Consider the following 13269-nt stretch of genomic DNA (forward strand, 5'->3'; position numbering starts at 1 on the left):
GCTACTTGGCCTTCGAGGCGGCGATCTGGCGGCTCATGATCGTGGTGAGCTCGTACGCGGTGTGCGAGGCCGCGACCGAGGTGATCTCGGCGTGATCGTACGCCGGGGCGACCTCGACCACGTCGGCGGAAACGAGGTTGCAGGAGGACAGGCCCCGGATGATCTCCAGCAGCTCGCGGGAGGTCATGCCGCCCGCCTCCGGCGTGCCGGTGCCGGGCGCGTGGGCCGGGTCCAGGACGTCGATGTCGATGGAGATGTACAGCGGGCGGTCGCCGATGCGCTGGCGCAGCTGGTCGGCGATCTCGTCGGCGCCGCGGCGGTAGACGTCCGCCGAGGTCACGATGCCGAAGCCCATCTTGGCGTCGTCGTCCAGGTCCTGCTTGCCGTACAGCGGGCCGCGGGTACCGACGTGGGACAGCGCCTCGGTGTCGAGGATGCCCTCCTCGACGGCGCGGCGGAACGGGGTGCCGTGGGTGTACTCGGCGCCGAAGTAGGTGTCCCAGGTGTCCAGGTGGGCGTCGAAGTGCAGCAGGGCGACCGGGCCGTGCTTCTTCGCGACCGAGCGCAGGAGGGGGAGGGCGATGGTGTGGTCGCCGCCGAGGGTCATCAGACGGGAGCCGGAGGACAGGAGCTCGTCCGCGGCGGCCTCGACCGTCTCGACGGCCTCGTTGATGTTGAAGGGGTTCACCGCGATGTCGCCGGCGTCCGCGACCTGCGCCAGGGCGAACGGGGAGGCGTCCTGCGCCGGGTTGTAGGGGCGCAGGAGGCGGGAGGCCTCGCGGATGGCGTTGCCGCCGAAGCGGGCGCCGGGGCGGTAGGAGACACCGGAGTCGAAGGGCACGCCGACCACGGCGACGTCGGCGGAGCCGACCTCGTCCAGGCGGGGCAGGCGGGCGAAGGTGGCCGGACCGGCGTAGCGCGGGATGCGGGAGGAGTCGACGGGGCCGCGCGGCGTCTGCTCGGTGCTCATGGGGGGTGCCCTTCTGGTGGTCCTGCTGGTGCGGTCTTTCGAGCGTAAGCGTGCCGCGCGGGGGTGGGGAGGGTACGTTTCATCCATCTGGCCGCGCCGAAATGTACGGAGTATCCATGGCCGACCTCCCGGTCCCCCCGCATCCCGGCACCGGGCCCCGGGCGGCGTCGTCCGCCCCCGCCGGGGAACCGATGACGCCGCCCGTGGGGCTGGCGGGGCTGCTCGGGGAGCGGGGGCTCGGGCTGCGGCACCTCGCCGGGCCGGCGGTGGCGGAGGTGCACGGGGTGCACGCCTCCGAGATGGCGGACCCGTCCCCGTACCTGCTGGGCGGCGAGTTGCTGCTGACGGCCGGGGCCGGGCTGGGGGACGCGGATGCCGGGGCGTACGTCGCACGGCTGGTGCGGGCCGGGGTGGCGGGGCTGGGCTTCGGCGTGACGCCGGTCCACGAGACGGTCCCGGCCGGTCTGGCGGAGGCGTGCGCGGAGTACGGGCTGCCGCTGGTGGAGGTGCCGCCGGGGACCCCCTTCACGGCGGTCGCCCGCACGGTCTGGCGGCTGATGGCGGAGGCCCGCACGCGGGAGCTCCGCCGCGTCACCGAAGCCCAGCAGTCCCTGGCGGCGGCCGCCGCCCGCCCGGACCCGGTCCCGTCGGTCCTCTCCCGCCTGGCGGCGGCCCTGGGGGGCTGGGCGGCGCTGTGGGAGCCGGACGCGGCGGGCGCCGCCGAAGGGGAGCGACCCGGCCCGGCGGGCCCGGGCTCCGGCCCTGCGGGTGCTGCCGTCGGCACGGCCCCTGCCCCCGGGCCAGCGGATCGGCGCCGGGGTACCGGAGCAGGGCCGGGGGCCGGTGCGAGCACGGCCGCCGGGGCCGGTGCCGCCAGTGGGGCGGGCGTCGGGCCCGAGCCGGCGGGCCGGCGAGCCGGGGCGGGCACGGGCGCGGCCGCCGGGGCGGGTGCTGCCGGTGGGGCGGGCGTCGGGCCGGGCTCCACTGCCGACGGTGGCGCGCCGGCCACCGCGTTCCGTCCGGCCAGGGCGGCGGCCGGGCCCGAGCCCGGGGAGGAGGTGCGTGCCGCCCTGGCGGCGCTGGCGCGGCGGGTGGTGCCGGGGAGTGCCGCGACCGCGACCGACAGCCTGGGAGGTACCCAGCTGGCCGCCTACGCGGTCGGTGGCGGCCGGGTGCTGGCCCTGGCCACCCCCGGCCGGGCGGCGGGCGACCACACCATCGCCTCGGTCGGCGCCGTGCTGCTGACCCTGCTCACGGCGAGCGGCCCGGCCGGCGCGGAAGCGGCCGCGCTGGCCCGTCTCCTGCTGGACGGCGACCCGGCCGCCGCCCTCACCCCGGGCCCCTGGTACGCCGTCCACGCCCGGGGCGGCGGGGACCCGCGGGCCCTCGCGGCGGCGCTGGGCACCGTGCTGCTGGACCCGCGCGGGGACGGCGTGCGCCTGATCACCGACCGGGAGCCCGGCCCGCAGCCGGGGTGGCGGCTCGGGGTCAGCGCCCCTGCCGCACCGGCGGAGCTGCGCACGGCCGACGCCCAGGCCCGCCGCGCTCTGGCCCGCGCCGAGGCCTCCCGCACCCCGCTGGCCCGCCACACCGACCCCGGCGTCACGGGCCTGGTCGGCGCAGCGGAAGCCCGCGGCCACGCCGAAGCGCTGCTGCGGCCCCTCTCCCCCGCCCTCAGGGAGACCCTGCGCGCCTGGCTGTCCCACCACGGCAGCTGGGACCGCACGGCGGCGGCACTGGGGATCCACCGGAACACCGTCCGCCAGCGGATCGCCCGGTGCACGGCCCTGCTGGGCGACGCCGACCTGGACGACACGGACACCCGGATGGAGCTGTGGTTCGCCCTGCGGTGGCTCGGTCCGGCACCGGACCGGCCCTCCGGGCCCCCCGGCTGACGGCGACCCGGTGCACGTACCGCGGCGACTCGGCCGACCCCGCCCCCCGGGCGGCCTCCGCGGACGCGCTCAAGCAGGGGTGATCCGGCACCGCCCGTCCTCGCAGGAGCGCCGCAGCCGGCCCCTGGAGAGGGTCTGCACCAGGCCGACCGTCCAGCACATCGGGCAGCCGCGCAGCGCGAGCAGCCCGGCCGGCAGGAGGGCCAGGCTCACCGGCCAGGCGTACGGCAGGAGTGCGACGGCGCCGGCCAGCGAGCCGAAGCCCAGCGCGCCGCGCGCCAGGTGCCGGGGCAGGGACGCACTGGCGAAGTCGGGGCCGTCAGCCTTCGGTGCGGGCATCGTTTCCTCCTGGGGCGGTGTCGAGGAGCGTCTGCCGGACCGTCGCGCGGGCCCGGTGGAGGCGGGACTTCATCGCCGGTGTGCTGAGGCCCAGCGCGTCGGCGACCATGCGGCCGCTGTGGCCCTGGACGTCGCGCATGATCAGCACCCGCCGCTGGTCGGGCGGCAGGGCCGCGACCGCCGCCGCCACCCGGCCCGCCTCCAGGCGGCGCAGCGCCTCGTCCTCCGCCGAGTCCACGGCGGTGCCGGGGGCCGCGTCGGGGGCCGCGGGGTGCTCCCGGTCGCGGACGACGGCACGGGCGCGCCGCAGGCATTCGTTGCGGACGATGCGGAACATCCACGAGGCCAGGGCGCCGGAGGCGCGCAGCATGCCGATCTTGCGGTAGAGGATGATCAGGGCCTCCTGGGCCGCGTCCTCGGCGTCCTCCGGGGTCGCGCACAGGGAGCGGGCGAAGCGCCGTACGTTCGGGTGCGAGCCCGAGACCAGGGCGGTGAGCGAGTCGAGGTCACCGCCCTGGGCCGCGGTGATCAGCCGTTCGCCGGGCCAGGACGGGTCAGCCACGTGCGCCGCGCCCCCGCTTCAGGACGAACACGCACGTGCAGAGCAGCACCGCGCCCACGGCGATGGCGATACCGATGATCATGGCGACCTCCAGGTCCGTTCCGTACCCGCGTCCGTCGCGGTACGGGGATAAGAGGCACGGGCCACCGGAAAGGATTCAGCACCGGACGGCCGAGTCTGGACAGGATCCACAACCCGCCGGTAACTTAGCTATGAGCAAGCGCTTAGACATAAGCGGCGGACCGCCGCGACGAAGGGAGCCGGCCGTGCGCCGTACGGTGTTCAACGAGGACCACGAGGCGTTCCGCGAGACCCTCCGCGCCTTCATCGAGGCCGAGGTCGTCCCGGTCTACGACGAGTGGTTCCAGGCCGGCCAGGCGCCGCGCGACTTCTACTACAAGCTCGGCGAGCTGGGCGTCTTCGGCATCAACGTCCCCGAGGAGTTCGGCGGCGCGGGCCTGGACACCCACAAGTTCGAGGCCGTCCTGTACGAGGAGACCTCCCGCGCGGGCGTCAACTTCGGCGGCTCCGGCGTGCACGTGCTGCTCGCCCTGCCCTACATCAAGATGCTCGCCACCGACGAGCAGAAGAAGCGCTTCCTGCCGAAGTTCGTCTCCGGTGAGGAGATGTGGGCGCTCGCGATGACCGAGCCGGGCACCGGCTCCGACGTCGCCGGCATGAAGACCACCGCCAAGCTCTCCGAGGACGGCACGCACTACGTCCTCAACGGCTCCAAGACCTTCATCACCGGCGGCGTGCACGCCGACCGCGTGATCGTCTGCGCCCGTACCTCCGCCCCGAGCGAGGACGACCGCCGCTTCGGCATCTCCCTGTTCGCCGTGGACACCAAGTCCGAGGGCTACTCGATCGGCCGCAAGCTCGACAAGCTGGGCCTGAAGACCTCCGACACCGCCGAGCTGGCCTTCGTCGACGTCAAGGTCCCGGTCGAGGACCTGCTCGGCGAGGAGGGCAAGGGGTTCTACTACCTGGGCCACAACCTGGCCTCCGAGCGCTGGGGCATCGCCTTCGGCGCCTACGCCCAGGCCGCCGCGGCCGTCCGGTTCGCCCAGCAGTACGTCACGGACCGCACGGTCTTCGGCAAGCCGGTCGCGCACTTCCAGAACACCAAGTTCGAGCTGGCCGCCTGCCAGGCCGAGGTGGACGCCGCCCAGGCCGTCGCCGACCGCGCGCTGGAGGCCCTGGACGCGGGCGAGCTGACGCCGGCCGAGGCCGCCTCCGCGAAGCTCTTCTGCACCGAGGTCGCGCACCGCGTCATCGACCGCTGCCTCCAGCTGCACGGCGGCTACGGCTACATGAACGAGTACCCGATCGCCCGCCTGTACGCGGACAACCGCGTCAACCGCATCTACGGCGGCACCAGCGAGATCATGAAGTCGATCATCGCCAAGTCGATGGGTCTGTAAGTCCCCTTGAACGAAGCGCTCTCCGGTCTCCTCGATCTGCTCGACCTGGAGCAGATCGAGGAGAACATCTTCCGCGGGACCAGCCGCCCGTCGCTGATCCCGCGCGTCTTCGGCGGACAGGTCGCGGCCCAGGCGCTGGTCGCGGCCGGCCGCACCGTGCCCGGGGACCGTACGGCTCACTCGCTGCATTCGTACTTCCTGCGCACCGGTGACCCCGGCGCGCCCATCGTGTACACCGTCGACCGGATCCGCGACGGGCGCTCCTTCACCACGCGGCGGGTCGTCGCGGTGCAGCACGGGCAGCCGATCTTCCACCTGTCGGCCTCCTTCCAGGTGGACGAGGAGGGGCTGGACCACCAGATCCGCATGCCCGACGCGCCCGACCCGGAGACCCTGCCGACGGCCGCCGAGGCCCTGCCCGCCTACCGGGACCTGTTCCGGGACCCGGGCACGGTGGAGCGGCTGCTGGAGGCGCGCGGCGCCGTGGACCTGCGGTACGCGACGACGCCGCCGTGGGGGTCGATCGGCGAGCCGGTGGAGCCGCGCTCGCAGGTGTGGTTCCGCACGGCCGGCAAGCTGGACAGCGCCGACCCGCTGCTGCACACGTGCCTGGCCACGTACGTCTCGGACATGACCCTGCTGGACTCGGTGCTGCTGGCGCACGGGCGCGGCGGCTGGGCGGTGGGCGACGTGGTCGGGGCCTCGCTGGACCACGCGATGTGGTTCCACCGGCCGCTGCGGGCGGACGAGTGGCTGCTGTACGACCAGGACTCGCCGACCTCGCACGGCGGACGGGGCCTGGGACAGGCCCGGATCTGGACCCAGGACGGCCGGCTGGCCGTCACCGTGATCCAGGAGGGCGTGGTCCGCGTACCGCGAGGGTGACGGCCGCCGCCACGGCCGCGAGGGTCGCGGCGGAGAGCACGGCCAGGCCGGGGTTCACATAGCCGGGGACCATGTCGTGGTGGGCGTTGCAGGTGCTCGACAGCGGCAGGAGCGATTCCCTGGCCTCCCCCGGCACGTAGACGGCTCCCTCGAAGAACTCGCAGGTCTTGTCCATGCGCAGGCCTCCTCCCAGGGCGTGGAAGAGGCCCCAGGCGTAGAGGGTGCAGGTGGCGAGGAAGAGGGTGACGGCCGCCCGCGCCCAGCGGGTCACGCCCGTCGCTCGCAGCACGGAGCGGATCCGCACGGTGAAGACGACCAGCAGGATCAGGCCGACGATGATGATCATGTGATCACCGTACGGCTGCTGCCGCACGCGCCTCCCCGCTACCCCTTGGGGCGGGCCTTCAGCTTGGCCCAGACCGCCTCCAGGGCGGCGATGTCGGCGTCGTCCAGCAGGTCGTCGAAAACCTCGGCGAGGGCCTCGCGGCGGGTGGCGTCGGCCTCGGCGTAGGTGCGGCGGCCGGCTTCGGTGAGGGCGATGCCGACCGAGCGGGCGTCGGTCGGGGAGGGTATCCGCTCGATGAGCCCGCGGGCCTGGAGCGAGTCGGCGACGCGCGAGACCTGGCTGCGGCTGAGCAGGGTCCTGGCGCCCAGCTCCGAGGGGGCCACCGGCTCCTGCTGCACGCTCAGCCACAGCATCACCTCGAACCACGACAACGGCAGGTCGTGGCGGCGCGTGAGCGCCTGGTCGACCCGGGCGGTGAGGGTGGTGCCGGCCCAGACCAGACCGTAGAAGGCGTGGTCACGGGGGGTGAGGCCGTCCAGGTTGAGGTTCGCGTGCGCCATGGGGAAAGGGTACCGGGTTGCGTGCACGTGCACACATCGTTAATGTGTGTGTGCACGCACAAATCTAGGGAGCCTTCCATGACCAGCACGTCCGCAAAGACCGTCCTCATCACCGGCACCTCATCCGGCATCGGACTCGCCGCCGCGGTGGCGGCGGCACGGGCCGGCTGGCACACCGTCGCCACCATGCGCGACACCTCCCGCTCCGACGCCCTGGTCAAGGCCGCCGCCGAAGCCGGCGTCACCGGTCTCGTCCAGGTCAAGCGGCTCGACGTGACCGACGCGGACTCCGTCGCCGCCTGCGTGGCCGAGGTCGTCGCCGAACACGGCCACCTCGACGCCGTGGTGAACAACGCGGGCGCCGGCTTCGTCGGCACCGTCGAGCAGCACGGCATGGCGGAGGTGCGCTCCGTGATGGAGGTCAACTTCTTTGGCGTCGTCGAGCTCACCCGGGCCGCCCTCCCCCACCTGCGCGCCTCGGGCGGCCGGGTCATCACCGTCACCAGCGTCGGCGGCGTGGTCGGCCAGCCGTTCAACGAGTCCTACTGCGCGGCCAAGTTCGCCGTCGAGGGCTTCATGGAATCCCTCGCACCGGTCGCCGCGGCCGCGGGGGTCCAGGTCTCCGTCGTGGAACCGGGCGCCGTCTCCAGCGAGTTCGTCAACAACGTCGGCCTCGACATCCCGGCCCTGCTCGCCCAGGCGGGCCCGTACGCCCCGCAGCTCCAGGGCTACATCGACCACGCCATGCGGTCCTTCGGCAGCGACACCGCGCAGACCCCGGAGCAGGCGGCGGCGCCGGTCGTCGAGGCCCTGACCGCCGAGAACATGCCGTTCCGGATCCAGACCTCCGACTGGGCGCGCACCTTCGTGGGCAGGAAGCTCGCCGACCTCGACGGCTCCGCCGTCCAGACCGAGATGGGCTCCTGGCTCGGCTAGCCGGACGCGCTACAGCAGGCCCGCCGCCGACAGCAGGTACGCCACCACCGGGTCGTAGAAACGCGGATCGCGCACGTGGTCGTCCAGGGGGACCGCCACCTGGAGGGTGCCCTCCGCCTCCCCGAGGAACAGCGCGGGGTCGTTGGAGTCGGCGTAGCCCACGGCGTCCAGCCCCCGCTGCGCCGCGCACCCCGCCCAGCCGTGGTCGGCGACGACCAGGTCCGGCAGGGGGCGGCCCTCGGCCGCCAGGCCGTCCAGGACGGCCGCCATCGGGGCCGGGGAGTGGGTGTGCCACAGGGTCGCGCCCCGCTCCAGGACCGCCACGTCCGCGAACTGCCACACCGAGCCCTCGTCGGCGACGAGCCCCGCCGGGATGCGGACGATCTCGCAGCCCGCGGCGCGCAGCGCGCCGGCCGTGGCGCGGTGGACGTCCAGGAGGCCGCCCGGGTGGCCGGTGGCGAAGAGCACGCTCTGCCGGTCCAGCGCCGCCTTGCGCAGGCGGGCCGCCATCCGGTCGAGGCCCGCGACCGTCAGCTCCGGGTCGATGGTGTCCTGCCCGGCCCGGTGCGCCGGGTCGTCGACGACGCCGACGCGCTCCGCCATCACCGCCAGCACGTCCTGCTCGTCCGCCCAGCGGTCGCCGAGTTCCAGGCCCAGCCAGTAGTGCCGGTCGCCGTTGGCGAGCTTGCGGTAGTGGGAGAGGTTGTTCTCGCGCGGGGTGGCCACCTGTCCCGCGATGCGCGTACGCACCAGGTGGTCGATGAGCTGCGCGCGGCTGGGGGTCTCTATGGGCTCTGTCGGCTTCGGCATGCGGTCCATTCTGCCGCCGCCCGGCCGGATCCGTCCGCCGCGCCAAGCCGCCTTCAAGCCGGGAAGCCCCTTCACCCCGACAACGCCCCGAAGGCCCCGTGCGCGAGCCGGCGCAGCAGCGACTCCGTCGCCTCGCGGCTCGGCGCGCCCAGGTGCGGGGTGGAGTTCAGCAGGCCGAACACGGCGTGCACGGCGACCCGTACCTCCGCCTCCCCGACCTCGGGGTGCAGTTCGCGCACGACGGCCACCCACAACTCGACGTACTGGCGCTGGAGCTGCCGCACGAGCTTGCGGTCCTCGTCCTTGAGCCGGTCGAGCTCCCGGTCGTGCAGGGTGATCAGCGCCCGGTCGTCCAGCGCGAAGTCGATGTGCCCCTCGACCAGGGAGGCGAGCAGCGCCCGCGGGTCGGCCGCGGCCTCCTCGACCCGGCGCCGGCCGCCGGTCAGCAGCCGCTCGCTGATCCCGACCAGCAGCTCGGCGAGCATCGCGTCCTTGCCGGCGAAGTGCCGGTAGAGGCCCGGGCCGCTGATGCCGACCGCGGCCCCTATCTCGTCCACGCCCACGCCATGGAAGCCGCGCTCCGCGAAAAGCCGAGCGGCCTCGCGCAGGATCTGCTCGCGGCGGGTCGGGGTGGCAGCTCTGGTGCTCATGGGAATCCATTCTAGACAGGGCGGTTAGCGCTCGTTAACCTGTGACCCACACGCGTTAACGGTCATTAACACAGCAGGTACCGAGCAAGGGAGCTCGACCGATGCAGCAGGCACCAGTGCTGACGAGCGCCGCGGACCCGGCGTCCGAGGCCTGGCGGACCAATGAGGCCGCCCACCGCGAGCTCGCCGAGGGCCTGCGCGCCCGGCTGGACGCGGCCCGTCTCGGCGGCGGCGAGAGGGCCCGCGCCCGGCACACCGCGCGCGGCAAGCTCCTGCCCCGCGACCGCGTGGACACCCTCCTCGACCCCGGTTCCCCCTTCCTGGAGCTGGCCCCGCTGGCCGCCGAGGGGATGTACGGGGGGGCGGCCCCGGCGGCCGGCGTGATCGCGGGTATCGGCCGGGTCAGCGGCCGCGAGTGCGTGATCGTCGCCAACGACGCCACCGTCAAGGGCGGCACGTACTACCCGATGACGGTCAAGAAGCACCTGCGGGCGCAGGAGGTGGCGCTGGAGAACCGGCTGCCCTGCCTGTACCTGGTCGACTCGGGCGGCGCCTTCCTGCCCATGCAGGACGAGGTCTTCCCCGACCGGGAGCACTTCGGCCGGATCTTCTACAACCAGGCCCGCATGTCCGGCGCCGGCATCCCGCAGATCGCGGCCGTCCTCGGCTCCTGCACGGCGGGCGGCGCGTACGTCCCGGCGATGAGCGACGAGGCCGTCATCGTGCGCGGCCAGGGCACGATCTTCCTCGGCGGCCCGCCGCTGGTGAAGGCCGCCACCGGCGAGGTGGTCACGGCCGAGGAGCTCGGCGGCGGCGAGGTGCACTCGCGCACCTCCGGCGTGACCGACCACCTCGCGGAGGACGACGCGCACGCGCTGCGGATCGTCCGGAACATCGTGGCGACCCTGCCCGAGCGGGGGGCCCTGCCCTGGTCGGTCGAGCCGGCCGAGGAGCCGAAGGTGGACCCGTACGGGCTCTACGGCGCGGTCCCCGTCGACTCCCGCACCCCCTACGACGCCCGCGAGATCATCGCCCGCGTCGTGGACGGCTCCCGCTTCCAGGAGTTCAAGGCCGAGTTCGGTCAGACCCTGGTCACCGGCTTTGCCCGGATCCACGGCCACCCGGTCGGCATCATCGCCAACAACGGCATCCTCTTCTCCGAGTCCGCGCAGAAGGGCGCCCACTTCATCGAGCTGTGCGACCAGCGCGGCATCCCGCTGCTCTTCCTCCAGAACATCTCCGGCTTCATGGTCGGCCGCGACTACGAGGCGGGCGGCATCGCCAAGCACGGCGCGAAGATGGTCACCGCCGTGGCCTGCGCCCGGGTCCCGAAGCTGACCGTGGTGGTCGGCGGCTCGTACGGGGCGGGCAACTACTCGATGTGCGGCCGGGCGTACTCGCCGCGCTTCCTGTGGATGTGGCCCAACGCCAAGATCTCCGTGATGGGCGGCGAGCAGGCCGCCTCCGTCCTGGCCACCGTCAAGCGCGACCAGATCGAGGGCGCGGGCCAGGAGTGGCCCGCCGAGGACGAGGAGGCCTTCAAGGCCCCGGTCCGCGCGCAGTACGAGGAGCAGGGCAACGCCTACTACGCCACCGCCCGGCTGTGGGACGACGGGGTCATCGACCCCCTGGAGACCCGGCAGGTGCTGGGACTGGCCCTGACCGCGTGCGCGAACGCCCCGCTCGGCGAGCGCGGCTACGGCATCTTCCGCATGTGACCCGTGACTTGTGACTTGTGACGTGAGGACCTCACAGATGTTCAGCACTGTTCTGGTGGCGAACCGGGGCGAGATCGCCGTACGGGTCATCCGCACCCTGCGGGAGCTCGGGATCCGGTCCGTGGCCGTCTTCAGCGACGCCGACGCGGACGCCCGGCACGTACGGGAAGCCGACACGGCCGTCCGGATCGGCCCCGCTGCGGCCGCCGAGAGCTACCTGTCGGTCGAGAAGCTGCTCGACGCGGCCCGGCGCACGGGGGCCGAGGCCGTCCACCCCGGGTACGGGTTCCTCGCGGAGAACGCGGCCTTCGCACAGGCCTGCGCCGAGGCGGGGCTGGCCTTCATCGGGCCGCCCGCCTCGGCGATCTCCCTGATGGGCGACAAGATCCGGGCCAAGGAGACGGTGAAGGCCGCCGGGGTGCCGGTCGTGCCCGGGTCGTCCGGGAGCGGGCTGTCGGACGCCGAACTCGTCAAGGCCGCCGAGAAGATCGGCATGCCGGTGCTGCTGAAGCCCTCGGCGGGCGGCGGCGGCAAGGGCATGCGCCTGGTCCGGGACGCGGGGCTGCTCGCGGAGGAGATCGCGGCGGCCCGGCGCGAGGCGCGCTCCTCCTTCGGTGACGACACCCTGCTGGTGGAGCGGTGGGTGGACCGGCCGCGGCACATCGAGATCCAGGTCCTGGCCGACGCCCACGGCAACGTGGTGCACCTCGGCGAGCGCGAGTGCTCGCTCCAGCGGCGCCACCAGAAGGTCATCGAGGAGGCCCCCTCGGTCCTGCTGACCCCGCAGATCCGGGCGGCGATGGGCGCGGCGGCGGTGGAGGCGGCCCGCTCCTGCGGGTACGTCGGCGCGGGCACGGTGGAGTTCATCGTGCCGGGCGGCGACCCGTCCTCGTACTACTTCATGGAGATGAACACCCGCCTCCAGGTGGAGCACCCGGTCACGGAGCTGATCACCGGGCTGGACCTGGTGGAGCAGCAACTGCGGGTGGCCGCGGGGGCTCCGCTGGCCTTCGGCCAGGAGGACGTCCGGCTGAACGGGCACGCGATCGAGGCCCGGGTCTGCGCGGAGGACCCGGCGCGCGGGTTCCTGCCGTCCGGCGGCACGGTGCTGGCGCTGTCCGAGCCCTCGGGCGGCGCGGTGCGCACGGACTCCGGGCTGCTGGCCGGGGTGGACACGGGGTCGACGTACGACCCGATGCTGTCGAAGGTGATCGTCCACGGCCCCGACCGGGAGACGGCCCTGCGGATGCTGCGGGGGGCCCTCGCGGACACGGTGATCCTGGGCGTCCAGACGAACGCCGGCTTCCTGCGCAGGCTCCTGGCCCACCCGGACGTGGTGTCCGGGAACCTGGACACGGGGCTGGTGGAGCGGGACCTGCCGTCCCTCCTGCCGGAGGGGGTCCCCGCCGAGGTGTACGCCGCCGCCGCGCTGCTGGCCCAGGCCTCTCTCCCCCACCCCGCCCCTTCCCGAAACCAGGGGCTCCGCCCCCGGACCCCCGCGCCTCAAACGCCGACGGGGGGTAGCGCGGGCGCGTGGGCGGACCCGTTCTCCGCCGCCAACGGCTGGCGCCTGGGCGGCACCCCGGCCTGGACGGTCCACCACTTCCGCCTCCCGGGCCAGGACCCGGTGACGGTCCGCACCCGCCAGCGGGGCACGGAGCAGGAGATCCTGCTGGGCACGGACACGCAGTCGCCTGCACAATCCGCAGCCGACAACCGAGCCGCACCAAATCCAGCCTCGCCTGGGGGTACCCCCGGACGGAGTCTGGGGGAGATTGAGGCGCGGGGTCTGGGGCAGAGCCCCAGGACGCCGGCCCGCGGCCGCATCATCAGCCTCACCCCCGACCGCCTCACCGTGGAGCTCGACGGCGTCACGCACCACTTCGCCCACGCCACCTCCCCGGAGGGGACCTGGCTCGGCCGCGACGCCGACTCCTGGCACGTCCAGCGCCACGACCCCGTCACTGCGAAGGGCGCGGCCGGCGCAAACGCCGACACCCTCGCCGCCCCCATGCCCGGCACGGTCACCGTCGTCAAGGTGGCCGTCGGGGACAAGGTGGCGGCCGGGCAGAGCCTGCTGGTCGTGGAGGCGATGAAGATGGAGCACGTCATCTCCGCCCCGCACGCCGGCACCGTCACCGAACTCGACGTCACCCCCGGCACCACGGTGGCCATGGACCAGGTCCTGGCCGTGATCACCCCCGACGAGGAAGCCGAGGCGAGCGAGTGAACGG

At 73.9% G+C, this 13269-nt stretch carries 13 protein-coding genes; 6 read left to right on the forward strand and 7 right to left on the reverse strand.

The features are described 5' to 3' along the window. Window position 1: 1 nt before the first annotated feature. Window positions 2–970: an agmatinase gene (gene speB, locus B4U46_RS12920; RefSeq protein ID WP_045951081.1), complete on the reverse strand. Its 969-nt coding sequence runs from the start codon at window positions 968–970 to the stop codon at window positions 2–4. A 116-nt stretch (window positions 971–1086) separates the two neighbouring features. On the opposite strand from speB, the gene B4U46_RS12925 reads away from it, so the two are divergent. Further along, entirely contained in the window at window positions 1087–2865 is a 1779-nt protein-coding gene (locus tag B4U46_RS12925) for a PucR family transcriptional regulator (protein ID WP_079427096.1), read from the forward strand. Window positions 2866–2934: 69 nt separating this feature from the next. Here the strand turns inward: B4U46_RS12925 and B4U46_RS12930 are convergent, their stop codons facing one another. Together B4U46_RS12930 and B4U46_RS12935 are read right to left on the reverse strand one after the other, a co-directional pair. Then, complete coding sequence (locus B4U46_RS12930; RefSeq protein WP_079427098.1) at window positions 2935–3204, reverse strand: hypothetical protein; 270 nt, start codon at window positions 3202–3204, stop codon at window positions 2935–2937. Beyond that, the gene (locus B4U46_RS12935) at window positions 3185–3766 is read right to left on the reverse strand and encodes an RNA polymerase sigma factor (protein ID WP_079427100.1); all 582 of its coding nucleotides are present in this window, start codon (window positions 3764–3766) and stop codon (window positions 3185–3187) included. Before B4U46_RS12935 ends, B4U46_RS12930 begins: the two co-directional genes overlap by 20 nt. Before the next feature lie 266 nt (window positions 3767–4032). Here B4U46_RS12935 and B4U46_RS12940 point away from each other — a divergent pair, with 266 nt between their 5' ends. Both B4U46_RS12940 and B4U46_RS12945 read left to right on the forward strand, forming a co-directional pair. After that, window positions 4033–5190 (forward strand): acyl-CoA dehydrogenase family protein, encoded by a 1158-nt coding sequence (locus B4U46_RS12940; RefSeq protein ID WP_079427101.1) that lies wholly within the window; start codon window positions 4033–4035, stop codon window positions 5188–5190. Window positions 5191–5196: 6 nt separating this feature from the next. Further along, window positions 5197–6075 (forward strand): acyl-CoA thioesterase, encoded by an 879-nt coding sequence (locus tag B4U46_RS12945; RefSeq protein WP_079427103.1) that lies wholly within the window; start codon window positions 5197–5199, stop codon window positions 6073–6075. Here B4U46_RS12945 and B4U46_RS12950 read toward each other — a convergent pair. Together B4U46_RS12950 and B4U46_RS40045 are read right to left on the reverse strand one after the other, a co-directional pair. Beyond that, window positions 6032–6421: a hypothetical protein gene (locus tag B4U46_RS12950; RefSeq protein WP_079427105.1), complete on the reverse strand. Its 390-nt coding sequence runs from the start codon at window positions 6419–6421 to the stop codon at window positions 6032–6034. The two genes, B4U46_RS12945 and B4U46_RS12950, sit on opposite strands and share 44 nt — an antisense overlap. Before the next feature lie 38 nt (window positions 6422–6459). Continuing rightward, entirely contained in the window at window positions 6460–6921 is a 462-nt protein-coding gene (locus B4U46_RS40045; protein WP_079427107.1) for a MarR family winged helix-turn-helix transcriptional regulator, read from the reverse strand. Between the two features lie 78 nt (window positions 6922–6999). On the opposite strand from B4U46_RS40045, the gene B4U46_RS12960 reads away from it, so the two are divergent. Then, window positions 7000–7857, forward strand: a complete 858-nt coding sequence (locus B4U46_RS12960) for an SDR family NAD(P)-dependent oxidoreductase (RefSeq protein ID WP_079427110.1) — start codon at window positions 7000–7002, stop codon at window positions 7855–7857. Window positions 7858–7866: 9 nt separating this feature from the next. Here the strand turns inward: B4U46_RS12960 and B4U46_RS12965 are convergent, their stop codons facing one another. Continuing rightward, complete coding sequence (locus B4U46_RS12965; RefSeq protein ID WP_079427113.1) at window positions 7867–8676, reverse strand: phosphatase; 810 nt, start codon at window positions 8674–8676, stop codon at window positions 7867–7869. A gap of 62 nt (window positions 8677–8738) precedes the next feature. Further along, window positions 8739–9317 (reverse strand): TetR/AcrR family transcriptional regulator, encoded by a 579-nt coding sequence (locus B4U46_RS12970; RefSeq protein WP_079427116.1) that lies wholly within the window; start codon window positions 9315–9317, stop codon window positions 8739–8741. Window positions 9318–9418: 101 nt separating this feature from the next. Here B4U46_RS12970 and B4U46_RS12975 point away from each other — a divergent pair, with 101 nt between their 5' ends. Then, entirely contained in the window at window positions 9419–11035 is a 1617-nt protein-coding gene (locus B4U46_RS12975) for a carboxyl transferase domain-containing protein (RefSeq protein ID WP_079427118.1), read from the forward strand. Between the two features lie 37 nt (window positions 11036–11072). Continuing rightward, window positions 11073–13265 (forward strand): acetyl-CoA carboxylase biotin carboxylase subunit, encoded by a 2193-nt coding sequence (locus B4U46_RS12980; RefSeq protein WP_079427120.1) that lies wholly within the window; start codon window positions 11073–11075, stop codon window positions 13263–13265. Window positions 13266–13269: the final 4 nt, after the last annotated feature.

This window comes from Streptomyces katrae, from assembly GCF_002028425.1.
Taxonomy (GTDB): domain Bacteria; phylum Actinomycetota; class Actinomycetes; order Streptomycetales; family Streptomycetaceae; genus Streptomyces; species Streptomyces katrae_A.